Annotated in this window: 15 protein-coding genes; 10 read left to right on the top strand and 5 right to left on the bottom strand. The window is 55.5% G+C overall.

The genetic code is table 11. The features are described 5' to 3' along the window. Positions 1-39: 39 nt before the first annotated feature. Positions 40-930: a DMT family transporter gene (locus N8E88_RS23280; RefSeq protein ID WP_262292659.1), complete on the top strand. Its 891-nt coding sequence runs from the start codon at positions 40-42 to the stop codon at positions 928-930. Here N8E88_RS23280 and N8E88_RS23275 read toward each other — a convergent pair. Further along, on the bottom strand, positions 920-1,270 hold the full coding sequence (locus N8E88_RS23275; RefSeq protein WP_262292658.1) for a DMT family protein: 351 nt from the start codon (positions 1,268-1,270) through the stop codon (positions 920-922). The two genes, N8E88_RS23280 and N8E88_RS23275, sit on opposite strands and share 11 nt — an antisense overlap. Before the next feature lie 460 nt (positions 1,271-1,730). On the opposite strand from N8E88_RS23275, the gene N8E88_RS23270 reads away from it, so the two are divergent. Then, positions 1,731-2,735 carry an extensin-like domain-containing protein gene (locus N8E88_RS23270; RefSeq protein ID WP_262292657.1) on the top strand — a complete coding sequence of 335 codons (1,005 nt, stop codon included), beginning with the start codon at positions 1,731-1,733 and terminating at the stop codon, positions 2,733-2,735. On the opposite strand, the gene N8E88_RS23265 is transcribed toward N8E88_RS23270, so the two are convergent. Continuing rightward, entirely contained in the window at positions 2,732-3,922 is a 1,191-nt protein-coding gene (locus N8E88_RS23265) for a low temperature requirement protein A (RefSeq protein ID WP_262292656.1), read from the bottom strand. The genes N8E88_RS23270 and N8E88_RS23265 overlap by 4 nt on opposite strands. A 281-nt stretch (positions 3,923-4,203) precedes the next feature. Here N8E88_RS23265 and N8E88_RS23260 point away from each other — a divergent pair, with 281 nt between their 5' ends. Continuing rightward, the gene (locus tag N8E88_RS23260; RefSeq protein WP_262292655.1) at positions 4,204-4,620 is read left to right on the top strand and encodes a VOC family protein; all 417 of its coding nucleotides are present in this window, start codon (positions 4,204-4,206) and stop codon (positions 4,618-4,620) included. Here N8E88_RS23260 and N8E88_RS23255 read toward each other — a convergent pair. Continuing rightward, on the bottom strand, positions 4,617-5,042 hold the full coding sequence (locus N8E88_RS23255) for an acyl-CoA thioesterase (protein ID WP_262292654.1): 426 nt from the start codon (positions 5,040-5,042) through the stop codon (positions 4,617-4,619). The genes N8E88_RS23260 and N8E88_RS23255 overlap by 4 nt on opposite strands. A 136-nt stretch (positions 5,043-5,178) precedes the next feature. On the opposite strand from N8E88_RS23255, the gene N8E88_RS23250 reads away from it, so the two are divergent. The 4 genes from N8E88_RS23250 (at position 5,179) to uvrB (ending at position 10,701) form a co-directional block, all read left to right on the top strand. Then, the gene (locus N8E88_RS23250; protein WP_262292653.1) at positions 5,179-6,375 is read left to right on the top strand and encodes a mandelate racemase/muconate lactonizing enzyme family protein; all 1,197 of its coding nucleotides are present in this window, start codon (positions 5,179-5,181) and stop codon (positions 6,373-6,375) included. A 120-nt stretch (positions 6,376-6,495) separates the two neighbouring features. Next, complete coding sequence (locus N8E88_RS23245; RefSeq protein ID WP_112530698.1) at positions 6,496-6,753, top strand: SWEET family sugar transporter; 258 nt, start codon at positions 6,496-6,498, stop codon at positions 6,751-6,753. 332 nt (positions 6,754-7,085) lie between these two features. After that, the gene (locus N8E88_RS23240; protein ID WP_262292652.1) at positions 7,086-7,784 is read left to right on the top strand and encodes an HNH endonuclease; all 699 of its coding nucleotides are present in this window, start codon (positions 7,086-7,088) and stop codon (positions 7,782-7,784) included. A 103-nt stretch (positions 7,785-7,887) separates the two neighbouring features. Beyond that, entirely contained in the window at positions 7,888-10,701 is a 2,814-nt protein-coding gene (gene uvrB / locus N8E88_RS23235) for an excinuclease ABC subunit UvrB (RefSeq protein WP_262292651.1), read from the top strand. Position 10,702: 1 nt separating this feature from the next. Here uvrB and N8E88_RS23230 read toward each other — a convergent pair whose 3' ends face one another. Continuing rightward, complete coding sequence (locus N8E88_RS23230; RefSeq protein ID WP_262292650.1) at positions 10,703-11,290, bottom strand: TetR/AcrR family transcriptional regulator; 588 nt, start codon at positions 11,288-11,290, stop codon at positions 10,703-10,705. A gap of 115 nt (positions 11,291-11,405) precedes the next feature. Here N8E88_RS23230 and N8E88_RS23225 point away from each other — a divergent pair, with 115 nt between their 5' ends. Together N8E88_RS23225 and N8E88_RS23220 are read left to right on the top strand one after the other, a co-directional pair. Continuing rightward, positions 11,406-12,710, top strand: a complete 1,305-nt coding sequence (locus tag N8E88_RS23225; protein WP_262292649.1) for an MFS transporter — start codon at positions 11,406-11,408, stop codon at positions 12,708-12,710. Between the two features lie 122 nt (positions 12,711-12,832). After that, positions 12,833-14,350: a helicase HerA domain-containing protein gene (locus N8E88_RS23220; protein ID WP_262295591.1), complete on the top strand. Its 1,518-nt coding sequence runs from the start codon at positions 12,833-12,835 to the stop codon at positions 14,348-14,350. Here the strand turns inward: N8E88_RS23220 and N8E88_RS23215 are convergent, their stop codons facing one another. Then, positions 14,351-15,052, bottom strand: a complete 702-nt coding sequence (locus N8E88_RS23215; RefSeq protein WP_262295590.1) for an HAD family hydrolase — start codon at positions 15,050-15,052, stop codon at positions 14,351-14,353. 139 nt (positions 15,053-15,191) lie between these two features. On the opposite strand from N8E88_RS23215, the gene N8E88_RS23210 reads away from it, so the two are divergent. Then, the gene (locus N8E88_RS23210) at positions 15,192-16,061 is read left to right on the top strand and encodes a transglycosylase SLT domain-containing protein (RefSeq protein WP_410010606.1); all 870 of its coding nucleotides are present in this window, start codon (positions 15,192-15,194) and stop codon (positions 16,059-16,061) included. Positions 16,062-16,202 lie beyond the last annotated feature (141 nt).

Genomic DNA, 16,202 nt, shown 5'->3' with positions numbered 1-16,202 from the left:
CGGTGCTTGGAGTAGCCGCAGAAATTTTGCGGGACTCTCATGACGCATGGACGCGCCAATATTTTGCTGCTGTTTGCCGGAGCGATCTGGGGCCTCGGCTTTGTCGCCCAGTCCAGCGCGATGGGCAGCGTTGGCCCCTTTATGTTCGTTGCACTTCGATTTCTGCTGGCTACCCTGACCATTGCACCGTTCGCAATCCGCGAGGCCAGAAATACACCGGCAAAGCTAAAACGTTCCGATTATTATGGGTTTTTCTTTATCGGCGTTCTGCTCTTTTCCGGCGCAGCACTTCAACAGGTTGGAATATTGACAACGTCTGTCACTAACTCAGGCTTCCTGACAGGACTTTATGTGGTCATGGTGCCGTTCCTCGCTGTCTTGCTTTTCTGGCAGTGGCCCCATCCTGTCGTTTGGCCCTGCGCACTCACTGCGCTCGCCGGCATCTACCTGTTGTCGGGCGGGCACCTCGACGGGTTGGCCACCGGCGACTGGTTGACCGTCGCCTGCGCTGCTTTTTGGGCGTTGCAGATCATTTTCATCAATCGCATCGCCATTAGAAGTGGCAGGCCGATCATGCTTGCACTAGTGCAGTTCATCGTATGCGGCGTGCTCGGCTTGATTATCGCGCTCGGAACGGAACGCACCGAGCTCTTCTCGATTGTTGCAGCCGCGCCCGAAATCCTCTTTGCCGGCATCTTCTCGTCCGGTATCGCTTTCACGCTGCAGGCGGTTGGACAGCGTTTCACTACGGCTCCGCAGGCAGCGATCATGCTGTCTTCCGAAGCGCTTTTTGCGGCGCTTTTCGGCACAATATTGTTGGGTGAGCGCATGTCGCTTCAGGGCGTGGCGGGCTGCGCCCTTATCTTCTTCGCAATGATCGCCGTCGAACTGATACCCGCTTTGCGCAGCAGAGCTGCCCTTAAGCCTTGAAGATCAGCGTTGCGCCGCCGGCTATCAACGCAAAACCTGCTGCGTGCTGCCAGGTGAAGGATTCTTTCAGGTAGAAAACCGAAAACAGGGCGAACACAACGAGCGTGATGACTTCCTGCATCGTTTTCAGTTCGGCCGTCGTATAGACGGTGTGACCGATGCGGTTGGCGGGAATGGCCAGCCAATATTCCATAAGCGCAATACCCCAGCTGATGAAGACCACCAGCGGAAGCGGCGCCATCGGATATTTCAAATGGCCGTACCAGGCAAAAGTCATGAACACATTCGACGCCGCAAGCAGGAATATTGGCATGAGGTAGGGTGAAAACAGAGATGTCATGGATGGTTTCCGGGAGGAAGGAGAAGGAAGAACAGTTGCCGAGGTGATTGCAGCAAAATCAAGCCGGGATCAACCAGCATCGGATCACATTTTCGACGCAGGCCTTAAGAGCGACGCTGACCTTTCCTTTACAATTTGCCTCTATTTTTAGCTGCATCCGCGTAGGGTCAGGACTCATTAATATGATCGAAATGGCGCCTGAAACGGCAAGAAGATGCGAGGAGAGATGCGAAGGGCGGGGTTTTTCCCCCGGCCGAGCAGTTCGACACTGCAGCTTGCAGCCGTTTCGGCGTCCGCAGGATAGGGTCCATTTGCCCGGCTACTTTGTCGCAAAGGCTCGACAATGGATAAACATTGCCATCGCCCTTGCTCCTCGTATCCAAACAAATGGCCGCCTACCATTTCGACCAGATTAATGGGTCCTGACCCTAGCGTAACCGGGCAAAGGGGATGTGGTGACATGAGTATTGCGTTGTCGTCCGCCGCGCGTTTTAGAGCGGTTTGCTCTAAGCACCTTTCGATCATGCTTGTCCTTTTCACGTCGACAGCGCTGAGCAGTTGCGGCATGGGCGATGTTCGGCGACCCATGGCGGATGTTGGTAGCAACGACACGTCCGTTGCCAGCCAATCCCTTGCAAGTGAAGAAAGCACGCAGGTCACCGCCGAGGAAATCCAGCAACAATCCACACCACAGTCGGACGATATCGCCGCGCAGCAGCCCGAAGTCCTTTCCGTACCGGACGCCGAACCGCAACCGGACAGAATTATCGTGCCGGAGACCCCGCAAGTCGCAGAGCCGAAGCCCTACTCGCTGCCGGAATCCGAACCGGCCTCCGATGATGCCGAAAGCTACGGTTATGCGGCCGGAATCAGAGACCCCATTGCGCGCGGAGAAAGTGCCTTTGCCATGTCGGGGAGCGAGATTGCCTGTCGTACCCAGCTTAAACAACTTGGCGTTGTGTTTCAGGAACGCGAACCCATCAATGATGGAGGCGTCTGCAAGATCGACCACCCGCTGACCGTCAGTGGATTTTCCAGTGGACGCATCAGGCTCAAGCCGAGTGCCACGCTGAATTGCCAGATGACCCTTGCTTTCGCACGTTGGGTCAAAGGCGATCTCGCACCCTCGACGCGCCTGCGCTATCTTTCCGGCATCCACACGATTCATCAGGCATCAAGCTATTCCTGCCGCACCATGAGCAGCCAGCGCGGGAGAAGCATGTCGGAACATTCCAAGGGTAACGCTCTCGACATTTCGAAAATCACGCTCAACAATGGCAAGGATATCCAGGTGCAAAAGCCCGGCTGGTTCTCGTTCCGCCAGCGCGGGCTGCTGAACACAGTACGTTCCGACGCCTGCGATTACTTCTCGACGGTTCTTGGACCCGGCTATGACCGGTTCCATCGCACACATTTCCATTTCGATCTGATGCAACGCCGGAGCGGACGCCGCGCCTGCCGCTAGTGCTCAACAGGGTTGTCGGCCTCCACCTGGCCAAAATACTCCCAGATCGTGACGATGATCAGAATGCCGGTTGTGAGGGCGCCGAGCACCAATGGCGAAAGGCCGGCAGCAAAGAAAGCAAGTATCGCGCACAATCCCAGACCAATCATATGAGAAAGTGGCGGTCTTCCGGCGATATAGAACTTGAACAGCAGATTCCCGGCGAGATAAAGCGCCGTACCACCAATTGACGTCCAGATCGTCGCGGCGCTGGAATGACCCGTCGGATGCGCGAGGACAAGCTCATCAGATACGGCAACGACGATGATGCCGGCTACAAGCAGAATGTGAACATAGGTATAGGCCATGCGAGCGATCCTGCCGGGATCGTCTGTCGCCGCAATCTTGTGATGGCCGGCCGATTGCCCGACGTTGAAATAGACCAGCCACATGGCAACAGATGCAACGAACGTCGTCAGAAATGCCGAAAAGGAGATGAAATTCCATTCCTGATCGGCGAACGTGGCGCCCGAAACGAGGATCGACTCTCCAAGTGCGATAATGACAAACAGCGCGGCGCGCTCCGCCATGTACTCACCATCGACATCCCACTCTCCTGTCGAAGAGGCCCCAAGGCCGAACGTCCAGAAACCAAGGGCTGGTCCCACCACTTCTATTCCCAGGGCTATTGCCCAAAAGACAAGCCGGTATTCCGGTTCGGCGAAACCACCGGCAATCCAGAATGAGCCCGACACGGCGAGCCAGATCGTGATCCGCAGGTAATTGCGGTAATTGGCCTGATTGTGGTGTCGGAGCACCCACACCATGAAAACCGACCGGCCGAGCTGCATGAAGACGAAAGCGCTGGCGAAGACCAATCCGCGCGCTCCGAAGGCAGTGGGGATCGACGTCGAAAGTACAAGCCCGGCCAGCATCAGCACGAACAACATTGCGCGCACCGGCGGGGTCGCCGGATCGAGCCAGTTGGTGCACCACATCGTGTAGACCCAGACCCACCAGATTGCCAAAAGGAGCAGCGCGCTTTCGACGAGCCCCTTGAGGCTGAGATCATGCAGCAGCAAGTGCGATATCTGTGTGATGGCGAAGACGAATACGAGGTCGAAAAAGAGTTCGACGAAGTCGACTTTCGCGCTGTCCGCTTCACCGCGCTTGCGGGAGTAGTCTTGAATTGCTCCGAAAAAAGCCACGTTTTTGCCCCAATTTTTCATACGCTTTTTGCTCAAAATGGAATGCTTTTTGCCAAAAATGAAACGCTTTTCTCCCGAAGCGGCCAGGAATTCGATCGACAGTTAACCGGATCGGAATGAATATACCATCCAGAGACGACCTGAATCACTGGAAAAAATCGATCCAATAAGTTCTCAGCTGAGAACTTATTCCTATTTAGACTCCTGACAAACGGCCCTTGCCAATGTCTTTTCTGACCCTGTTTAATGCGGCGACTCGCAAAATCACAGGATGAAGAAAAATGGCTTTCATGGACCGCTATCCGATTATAGTCACCCCGCGAAAGGAAGCCTGCCGCGATTTCTGGATACGGCACCTCGGCTTCGTCAGTGGTTTCGACAGCACCTGGTTCTGCTTGCTTTTGGCGGAAGACCAGTCCGCTTCCATCGCCTTCATGGCGCCCGATCATCCCTCCGCACCACCCGGTTCCGAGAGCTTCAGCGGCACAGGCATGTGCTTTGAATTGCAGGTAGAGGATGCCAGAGCAACGTTTGAAAAGGTTAGCGCTACCGGTCTGAACATCGAATATCCGCTGACGGACGAGCCTTTCGGGCAACGCCGTTTTGGATTTCATGATCCCTCCGGCCTGTGGATCGACGTTGTCGAACAGATCGAATCAGAAGCCGGTTTCTGGGACAAATACATGATCGGCGGCTAGCGCTCGCCCGGTACTGGCGTCGGGTTGCCCTCCTTGTCGAGGGCAACCATTACGAAATCGGCGTGAGTAACGCGTTCCATCAGATCCGAGAGGTAGCGTTGCGCCCAAGCTTCGACCTTCAACGTGATCGAAGTGCGCCCGACGCGATCGATATGCGTATAGACGCATAATGTGTCGCCGATCTTGACCGGTTTTGCGAAGGCCATTTCCTTGACCGCGGCGGTCACCACCCTGCCCCTTGCCCGTTCCGCGGCCCTGATACCGCAGGACAAATCCATCTGCGCCATGACCCAGCCGCCGAAAATATCGCCTGCTGCGTTCGCATCGGCCGGCATCGCCAGTGTACGCAGCGTCAATTCGCCGATAGGTTTGGTTTGTTCGTTCAACTGCTGTCTCCATCGATCAATGCGGATTTGCAGCATGATGCTTTGCAGCGGCAGTTTTGGAAAGGGGCCGCCGCAAGAACTGTCGGAAACCCGACAGTGCGGGTCGCTGCGTGGTTTCGGTATGACGCGGAGTGTGGCCTAGTCTGATCGATAGTGAGCATCCGGAGGGATCATGAAAATCACAGATATCAAAACCTTCGTGGTTGCCAATCCGCCGCCTTCTTTCGGTGGGACATGGTTTCTCTTCGTCAAACTCAGCACCGATTCAGGTGTAGTCGGCTATGGCGAGGCTTACAATTCGACCATCAGTCCACAAGTCATGCGAAAGGTCGTCGAAGACGTGGCTGAGCGCTGGCTCATCGGCGAGGACCCGCACCATATCGAACGGTTCTTCCGCCGCGCCTATTCCGCCGGCTTTACCCAGCGCCCCGATGTAACGGTCATGGGCGCGGTGTCGGCGCTTGAAATGGCCTGCTGGGATATCATCGGCAAGGAGGCCGACAAGCCGGTCTATGAACTGCTCGGTGGCAAGGTGCATGAACGGCTGCGCAGCTACACCTACATCTATCCCAAACCGGAACTGGGGGAGACGTCGGCCATCTACTGGGATGCCGAAGCCTCTGCCGAGCGGGCGGCAGAATACGTCGCGCAAGGCTATACGGCGGTGAAGTTCGATCCGGTTGCCCCTTATACATCGTTCGATCCACGCCAACTATCGTTGGAACAGCTTGATCTTGGTGAGAAATTCGCGCGTCTGGTCCGTGACGCCGTCGGCTCCAAGGCTGATCTTTTATTCGGAACGCATGGTCAGATGACACCAACCAGCGCTGTCCGGCTGGCAAAGCGTCTGGAACCGTACGATCCCCTATGGCTGGAAGAGCCAGTACCGCCGGATATGCCGGAAAATATGGGCTATGTGCAACAGCATACGTCGATCCCGATTGCTTCCGGTGAGCGCCTGACAACGAAGTATGAGTTTCAGCGCCTGCTGGTGAACGGGGCGGCAAACATCCTGCAGATGAATCTTGGCCGCGTCGGCGGCATACTGGAAGCAAAGAAAATCGCCGGGATGGCAGAAACCTTTCACGCCCAGATCGCGCCGCACCTCTATTGCGGCCCGATCGTCGGTGCCGCCAACATTCAGATATCAACCTGCAGCCCGAACTTTCTTATTCTCGAATGCATCCAGGCTTTCGGCGGCTTCCACGCCGATATTCTGAAGAAACCGATTCAATGGGAAGACGGATATATCGTTCCGTCGTCGGAACCGGGCCTCGGCGTGGAATTGGATGAAAAAGTGGCTGCAGCCCACGCCTATGAAGGCAACGAGCTGCATCTCAACATGGGGCGCGATCCATTGATCGTATAATCGCGTATGCGGCGCGAATATTTATGTGAAACGATCGCGTCGGAACATGATTCCGCTATATTTCTCAAGCGAATATCACCAATTATAAATTTAGATCCATTCCTCTGAAAGTTTTCACCCGTGCCAATCTATATCGAGCTTGTTGGTAGCCTCGCTGCCGCGATCACAACACTGTGCTGGATCCCCCAGATCATCAAGATTGTCCGGCACCGCCAGACGGACAGCATTTCTCTCGTCACCAACGTTTCTCTCGCCCTCGGCGTTCTGCTCTGGCTGTTTTACGGAATGATGATCAGCTCCTGGCCGGTCATGGCAGCAAATGGGATAACCCTCCTGCTTATTCTCACAATTCTCGGCCTTAAGCTCCGCTACGGCTGAGAGGTTGCCATTTCAGATTGAGCAAGACGCCCGAAAATACAATTTCGGATGCGTTTCGCTTGCTGCCCGATATCGCCATGTTGAACAAACCACGGTTTCAACAGGCAAATCCCGGCTGAATGCACGCAATATTTCAAATCAAGCTGACAGACGAAGAAGCGGCCCCGGGAGGCCACGACCGACGCTATCGTTTCCGCGACAAGTATCTCAACATTGTTCGCGACGCGCTGGATGATTGGATCATATATTACCAGCCCGCGCCGCGCGCAGGTACGAAGGTCATTGGGTCGACGGGATATTTTGCGACCGCGCGCGTCACGTCCATACGTCCATTGGCGGGTAGTTCCGGATATTCCGAAGCATTGCTCGGGCAATATCTGGAACTTGAAGAGACGGTACCATTCAGCATTATCGATCTGCACCAGAACAGGCTCTACTTCGAGAGGAGTATGGTCCAGTCCGATGGCCGGATGAATTCACACATCATACAGCAGCAAGTTCGCGCCCTCTCCAACGAAGAATACACCAAAATCGAAAGGCTTGGGTTCAGTAAGAACTGGATCGCAGAAGAGCAGCTGCCAGCGGTGACGGCGCCATACGGTTTTGCTGAAGACCCGCCGGAATCTGTCGAGCGCGACCGCATACTGACATCCAGAGCTTTCCGCGATCGGGTTTTTAGTCAACTCGTAGTGAGAGCCTACAATATGAAATGTGCAATGACCGGCATATCATTGCAAGCTCCCGATGGAAGCTTTGAAATGGAATGCGCTCATATCAAGCCAGTAGAAGATGGCGGTCCCGACTCTCTCAACAATGGGATACCCTTGTTTCAATCGATCCATTGGATGTTCGACAACGGTCTGATCTCCATCGGTCCAGATTATCAGATCCTGAAATCGTCTCACTATCTTGAACCCAAGATTGACGGTCTTCTCAACAAATCAGGAAAGATTACGCTTCCAAAAAATAGCAGCCATTTCCCCCATCCGGAATTTCTGCGCTACCATCGCGAGCATATATTCCTCCCGTAAATCTGAGTTGCTCATGACAGCCTGCTGTCAGGAGAAGTCTGGAAAATCCAGTTTTCGTCACTCGGGTCTTTCCATTTTGCCGGACTCTCACCATATTCAACCTATGGTTAAATCTCCTGACAGATATAACGCCGACGGTTTCGGCGAAGCGCCTCAACCTGAGCTGGAAGGCACTCCGCTTTCCGGAGCCGTCAGTGATTGGGCCAAGCAGATCACCGATGAGACAGCAAAAGCTGTCTCTAAGGGAGCGAAGATCAAGAAGCCGGCAAGCAAAGAGTCCAGCGCATCGCGTACGTCTCGTGGAACGTCAATTGGCGGATCGACAGATCCCAAGACGCGCGCTGCTGCCGGCCTCAACCCCGTGGCCGGACTGGATATTAACCTAGAGGACGCGGGCAGCATCATGCCTGGAGGCGCAACGGCTACCGTCGCTGCTCTCTCCGCCCTGATCGAAAGCGGCAATCCGCTTTTCAAGAATGGAACCGCGTGGCAACCGCACCGGCCAGCCCGCCCGGAGAAATCCGAAGGTGGTATCTCCATTCGGATGGAAACCGAATTCAAGCCGTCGGGTGATCAGCCAACTGCCATCAAAGATCTCGTTTCCGGAATCAAAGACCATGATCAGACCCAGGTCTTGCTCGGTGTCACTGGTTCCGGCAAGACCTTCACAATGGCCAAGGTGATAGAGGAGACGCAGCGTCCCGCGTTGATTCTGGCACCAAACAAGACACTCGCAGCGCAGCTTTACGGCGAGTTCAAATCGTTCTTCCCGAACAACGCAGTGGAATATTTCGTTTCCTATTACGACTATTACCAGCCGGAAGCCTATGTGCCGCGCTCCGACACCTATATCGAGAAGGAATCCTCGATCAACGAGCAGATCGACCGGATGCGCCACTCCGCTACCCGCTCGCTGCTCGAACGTGATGATGTGATCATCGTCGCCTCGGTGTCGTGCATCTACGGTATCGGCTCGGTCGAAACCTATACGGCGATGACCTTCGAAATGAAGATCGGCGACCGTCTGGACCAACGAGCGCTCCTCGCAGATCTCGTCGCGCAGCAGTATAAACGGCGCGACATGGATTTTACTCGAGGCTCATTCCGCGTGCGTGGCGATACGATTGAGCTTTTTCCTGCTCACCTGGAGGACCGCGCCTGGCGCATTTCAATGTTCGGCGACGAGATCGAAGCAATCACCGAGTTCGACCCGCTTACCGGTCAAAAGACTGGCGATCTGCGTTCGGTGAAGATTTACGCGAACTCGCACTATGTGACACCGCGCCCGACGCTCAACCAGGCGATCAAGTCTATCAAGGAAGAACTCAAACATCGTCTTGTGGAGTTGAATGCAGCCGGCCGCCTGCTGGAAGCACAGCGGCTTGAGCAACGTTGCACTTTTGACGTGGAAATGTTGGAGGCAACCGGCTCTTGCGCCGGCATTGAAAACTATTCGCGCTACCTGACCGGTCGCAAGCCCGGCGAGCCGCCGCCCACGCTGTTTGAGTACATTCCTGACAACGCCTTGGTTTTCATCGATGAGAGCCATGTAACTGTTCCGCAGATTGGCGCGATGTACAAGGGCGATTTTCGGCGCAAAGCAACGCTGGCCGAGTATGGCTTCCGCCTGCCCTCCTGCATGGACAATCGCCCTTTGCGGTTTGAGGAATGGGACGCTATGCGCCCACAGACCGTTGCGGTTTCGGCGACGCCGAGCAAATGGGAGATGGAAGAATCCGGCGGTGTCTTCGCCGAGCAGGTCATTCGCCCAACCGGCCTTATAGATCCGCCAGTCGAAGTCCGTCCTGCCAAATCCCAGGTTGACGATGTTCTTGGGGAAATTCGTGAAACGTCAGCGAAGAGCTACCGCACGCTTGTAACGGTTCTCACCAAGCGTATGGCCGAAGATCTGACAGAGTATCTGCACGAACAGGGCATCCGCGTCCGTTACATGCACTCTGACATCGACACGCTGGAGCGTATCGAGATTTTGCGCGACTTGCGCCTTGGGACATTTGACGTGCTCGTTGGCATCAACTTGCTTCGCGAAGGCCTCGACATTCCAGAGTGCGGCTTTGTCGCCATTCTCGATGCGGACAAGGAAGGCTTTTTGCGTTCGGAAACCTCGTTGATCCAGACGATTGGGCGTGCCGCGCGCAACATCGACGGCAAGGTCATTCTCTATGCCGATCAGGTCACCGGTTCAATGGAACGGGCGATGGCGGAAACAAATCGCCGCCGCGAAAAGCAGGAAGCCTATAACACCGAGCACGGCATCACGCCGGCCAGCATCAAGAAAAACATCGGCGACATCCTCAACAGCGTCTACGAACGAGACCACGTTCGCGCCGATATTTCCGACTTCACCGATTCCGGCGCGATGATGGGCAACAATCTGAAGGCTCATCTCGAACATCTGATGAAGCAGATGCGCGATGCCGCCGACGATCTCGACTTCGAAGTCGCTGCTCGCCTGCGCGACGAGATCAAGCGTCTGCGCGAGATGGAGTTGGCGATTTCGGACGATCCAATGGCACGGGAAGTCGAGATGGAAAGTCCGGTCACTGGCCGCACCAAGGGCAGGCATAATGCCGGGCGCGCGATGCACCGTGTGGTTACCGACGAGGGCGACAAGAATTCGCCAATGTTCCGCAAGCCGCACCTCGACGAAATGGGCGGCGACACGACGCGTCCTCTCGGACCCGGTGTCTTCCGCAAGAATTCGCTCGATGAGATGACAGTCGGGCGCACGGAAAAGCCGGTGATCGGCAATGTTCCTGAAAAGCCTGCCTTTACCGGTACGAACCGCAATGACCAAAAGATTATTCGCCGCGAGCGAACAGGTGCCGGTTCATATGAAGACGCTGGCGATCGTAAAAAACGGCGTCCGGGCAAGACGGGACGCCCGGGACGTTAATTCAGATTTCGTCTGCAGGTTTGCCGGAGCCAAAGAAAGCTTGGCCTGCGTCGAGAATCTCGTCGGCAAATTCCGGGTCGTCCACGGCCCGCGACAAGACAACTGCACCAATGAGACCAGCCATCGTGGCCAAGGCCTTCTGGCGTTTTTTGGCTTTTGATCGTCCAGGAACCAAATCCGACAATATTTCCAGCAGCCTTTTGGTACCCTCCGTAAACCGCGTCTGGACTGCTCCTCTTTGCCGGGCAATATCCGGCGCCAGCAACGCCATGGTACAACTGTTTGCCAAGTCACCCTTGTGATTCTTGGCAAGATAGGACGACGTGATCGCAGCAAGCGCAACCTCGGGTCCCTGCTGTGCGATTGTAGACCATTTTTCCGCCGACCGCTTCATTGCAGCGTCGCAGGATTGAGCAATAAGATCATCTTTCGATGCAAAATGGCCATAGAAGCCGCCATGGGTTAGACCGGCATTCTTCATCACATCGGCAACACCGATCCCGTCAAAACCTTTCTGACGAAATTGCTGGCTGGCAACTTCAATGATGCGAGCGCGGTTTTCCGCTGCCTGATCTCTGCTGACACGCATGTACGGTACCCTCAAAAAGACTATTGACAATTTATATGATTGTCATCATGAATAGTCAATAATTATGACGATCGTCATATAATTACATGGTTCCCGCCCCTCTGAAAGACAGTCCATGATCTCCTCCTCGCTCGCCGCTTCGCTTGCCCGCCGCAATATCCATTATAGCTGGGTCGTCATCGCCGTCACGTTTCTTACGATGCTTGTCACCGCCGCAGCCGTTGGAGCGCCTGGCGTGCTGATTGTTCCGCTGGAAAAAGAATTCGGTTGGGAAACCGAGCAAATAGCCACTGCCTTTTCGATCAGGCTCTTGCTGTTTGGCTTCATGGGGCCATTCGCAGCGGCCTTCATGAATTATTTTGGTGTAAGGAAAGTGGTTTGCGTGGCGCTGGTGCTGATCACAGCGGGCCTGTTCGCCTCCTTGGCGATGACGGAAATCTGGCAGCTAATTCTCTTGTGGGGCGTCGTCGTCGGCTTCGGTACCGGATTGACTGCCATGGTTCTGGGCGCCACCGTCGCAGCCCGCTGGTTTACCGAGCGCCGTGGCTTGGCTTTGGGAATGCTCACCGCCAGCTCGGCTACGGGTCAGTTGGCGTTCATGCCACTCATGGCTTCTCTCAGTGAAAACTACGGCTGGCGCACAGCAATCATGCTGATTTGCGCTTTATTGTTAATCGCTGTCGCGGCAGTCTTCTTCCTAATGCGCGACCGGCCTGCCGATATTGGCCTGCCCGCCTATGGAGACAAGGAGATCACACCCGTTCCGCCAATCACAGGCGGGCTACTATCCCTCATCACCATGCCACTGCTCGCGTTGAAGGACGCGTCGCGCTCAAGCACTTTCTGGGTGCTTTTCGCTACGTTTTTCGTTTGCGGTGCGAGTACCAACGGCCTTGTAGGCACCCATTTCGTCGCCATGTGCGGAGACTTCGGCATGGTCCCCGTAGTGGCAGCCAGCGTCCTGGCTATGATGGGGTTCTTCGATTTCTTCGGCACCATTGGTTCTGGCTGGCTCTCAGACCGGGTAGACAATCGCTGGCTGCTTTTTTGGTACTATGGATTGCGCGGCCTCTCGCTGCTGTACTTGCCCTACTCCAATTTTTCGTTTTACGGCCTGTCCCTGTTTGCCATGTTTTATGGTCTCGACTGGATTGCCACAGTGCCGCCGACTGTCAAATTGGCAACCGATCGATTCGGACGTGAAAAGGCGGGATTGATATTTGGCTGGGTTTTTGCCGGACACCAGTTAGGTGCGGCTTCGGCAGCCTATGGCGGCGGCTTTGCCCGTACCGAATACCAAACTTATATGCCTGCATTTTTCGTTGCGGGGATTCTCTGCCTGGTTGCTGCGCTGCTGGTGCTGACGCTGAATAAACACAGCAAGACAAACATGATGCCAGAGCCGGTGCCAGCCGAATAGCTGATCGATTCACCTGTGAGTTTTCCAAAACCGGAGCGCATATCCTCCACGCAGTACGGCAAAGAATGCTAAGTGATTTTGTGCATGATCGCGCGCAGAATCACTTGAACGCTGGAGAGATGATGAAGGTCGATATCGACATGGGAGCGGCGTCAGCCGGCGCAAAAGCCATGCTCGATCTGGAAGAGCTGCTGGCAACCCGCCTGCTGGTCCAGGGTAATTCGGGTTCAGGCAAATCGCATTTGCTGCGCCGCCTGCTCGAACAAAGCGCGCAGTGGGTACAGCAATGCGTCGTCGATCCGGAGGGCGACTTCGTTACGCTGGCCGATAAATACGGCCATGTGGTTGTCGATGGTGCACGGACCGAGAGCGAACTCACCCGCATCGCAGCGCGAATTCGCCAGCATCGCGTTTCTGTCGTGCTTGATCTGGAAGGACTGGATGTCGAACAGCAAATGCGCTGTGCCGCAGCCTTTCTAGGCGGTCTTTTCGATGCCGAGCGGGATTTCTGGTATCCGATGCTCGTCGTTGTCGACGAAGCGCAGCTTTTCGCACCAGCGGTTGCGGGAGAGGTTTCGGACGAAGCCCGCAAGCTATCACTCGGCGCCATGACCAACTTGATGTGCCGTGGCCGCAAACGTGGTCTTGCCGGTGTCATCGCGACACAGCGCCTCGCCAAACTCGCCAAGAATGTTGCGGCTGAAGCATCGAATTTCCTGATGGGCCGAACTTTCCTCGATATCGACATGGCGCGTGCCGCGGATCTTCTTGGCATGGAACGGCGGCAGGCCGAACAATTCCGTGATCTTGCACGTGGCCATTTCGTTGCGCTCGGCCCGGCCTTGTCGCGTCGTCCATTGGCTGTGACCATTGGACCAGTAGAGACATCTGCTCGTTCGGCGAGTCCGAAGCTCACTCCGCTGCCGCAGGCGGGCGAAGATGCGCGCGATTTGATTTTTACACCAGCGCCCGAAGAGCGCCGGGTGGTTGTTCGGCGCGCAGTGGCGCGCCCCGCGTCCACACCGACGGCCGATATTTTGAGCCAGCTCACCCAGACCAAATTTGTATCTGCGGCAGAAACGCCAGCACCGACACTGTTTCCCGAGATTGACGAGGCCGAGCGCAATGGCATGATCAACACGATTATGCATGAAATGCTCAACGACTCCGATGCATCTTTTCGCACGGATGCGGTCCTCTATCAGGATTTTCTCGTTCGTTGCCGCATTCGCCGCGTCCCGGGTGATCCCCTTTCTCTGCCGGCATTTCGCCGCAATCTTGCGGTCGCACGAGCTGGCATCGACGGAGAGACCGCGCAAGGCGAGCCGTGGCAGCAGGCGCTTGAACTTTCCAAAGGCCTACCGGATGATGTTCAAGGCGTTTTCTTTATCGTCGCGCAGGCCGCAGTCACGGGTAGCCCTTGCCCGTCCGACTCAACATTGGCCCGCGCCTATGGCACTCATTCGGCACGCCGAGCGCGACGGCTTCTCACGTATTTCGAAGAACAGGGGCTCGTTGTAGTGCGCACCGATTTTACCGGCAATCGTGTGGTTGCGTTTCCCGATCTTGGCTGTGAGACCGGCCCAGGAGATCCGAACGGTCCGGACGAGGGTGCGCAGGAAACTCAGGCTGCCGAATAATCAGCCGATCTCACCAAGCAGGGGGACCAGCTCCCCCAAATGTTCAATTTGGCGGAAGCGACGGGCGCCAATCGGCGCTTCGACATGTTCGAGCGCCCAGGTCAGCTCATGCGGAACGAACACGCCCCAACTGCCTGCTTCGATTGCCGGGACAACATCCGATTTTAGCGAGTTACCGATCATCATACTCCGCGTCGCACCATCTCCGTGGCGCTTGAATATTCGCTCGTAGGTTGTGTTATCCTTGGTGCTTACAATTTCAACCGCATCGAAAAAATCACCAAGGCCCGATTGCGCCAGTTTGCGCTCCTGATCGAATAGATCTCCTTTGGTGATCAGGACGAGCTTGTAGCGTTCAGTTAGTTGCGCAAGAGTTTCCCGAACATGAGGCAAGGTCTCTACCGGATGACGCAGCATTTCCCGGCCTGCCGCCAGAATTTCTGCGATAACTGAGGCCGGCACGTTGCCTTCGGAAACTTCAAGCGCTGTTTCGACCAAGGAAAGGGTGAAGCCCTTGATGCCGAAACCATAGAGATCAAGATTTCGCTTTTCCACCGCGAGCAACCGGTTGGAAAGGTCGGTCGTGTCTACATGAGGCGCCAATAGACGGGCAAACTGATTCTCGGAGGTTCGAAAAAACTGCTCGTTTTGCCAGAGCGTATCGTCAGCGTCGAAGCCGATTGTGGTGATGGAGAGAGCCATGGGCGGGTTCACTTGTTCTTCGTCATCATCGTCATGCAATGTCTACTGGATTGATGAAATCAATGGCGGGTGTCTTTTGTTAGAAATATGGCTGTGCATTATACCAATATGCTAACGCATCAAGGGGATCGGCAACAGGGTGTATTGGTTCAGACAACTCGGCATCGTTGCAGCACTCCTGCTACTGACATCGCTAAGGGCATTGTCGGCTGATAATCCGTCGGTTTCTGTGCCGGCGAAACCACCAGCGCCAACGGTGGCCCAGATTTGCGCAGCCATAGCGACCAACGCTGATGGAAATGGCGTTCCACGCGACTTCTTCGCCAGACTTATCTGGAAAGAGAGCCGTTTCGACGCCCAGGCAACAAGTCCGGTTGGTGCGCAAGGCATCGCGCAGTTCATGCCCGGTACCGCAAAGGAGCGAAATCTCGAAGATCCGTTCGACTTTGCCAAGGCTCTTCCAGCTTCCGCTGCGTTGTTGAAGGATCTGCGGACAGTATTCGGCAATTGGGGGCTGGCTGCTGCTGCCTATAATGCGGGACCAACGCGCGTATCAAAATGGTTATCAAGCGGGGGCTTCCTCCCACTCGAAACGGAAGAATATGTACTGGATATAACCGGAAAGTCGGCTGATGACTTTGCCGCGGGTACCGAAATATCAGCGCATCCGTTAAACGCTAAATTGTCCTTCGATGCTGCTTGCCGGAAGCTCCCGATTGTTCGCTTTGCGACCGTTGCGATGGCCCAAATCAAGCCGAAGCCCTGGGGAATCCAGATCGCGGGCAACTTCCGCCGCGCCGCAGCAGTGGGACAGCTTCAGCGCCTACGTCGCGCCTTTCCGGCGATCCTCAACAAACATGAAGCCGTTATCAGCCGAAACCGCACAGCCATGGGACGCCGTGGCATCTATGCTGTGCGGATAGGCGCCGACAATCGCGGCGAGGCCAATCAAATCTGTTCGCAACTCCACAGCGCTGGTGGTGCCTGCATCGTCCTGCGTAATCGATGAAGCTGAAAGAAAAGCGGCCATTTGAACTTGCGTGTCGTGATCTCGATAGGTGCTGGTGGACGAATGCCAAGGGAAATTTCCTACCCCCAAGTATGTAGGTTGCAAAGCCGTTCGATATAGTCGCCTAAATGGTAGAAAAAC

This window comes from Phyllobacterium zundukense, from assembly GCF_025452195.1.
In the GTDB taxonomy this organism is placed as follows: domain Bacteria; phylum Pseudomonadota; class Alphaproteobacteria; order Rhizobiales; family Rhizobiaceae; genus Phyllobacterium; species Phyllobacterium zundukense_A.
Note: the sequence above shows the minus strand (reverse complement) of the source record. Positions and strands in the feature narration are given on the sequence as shown.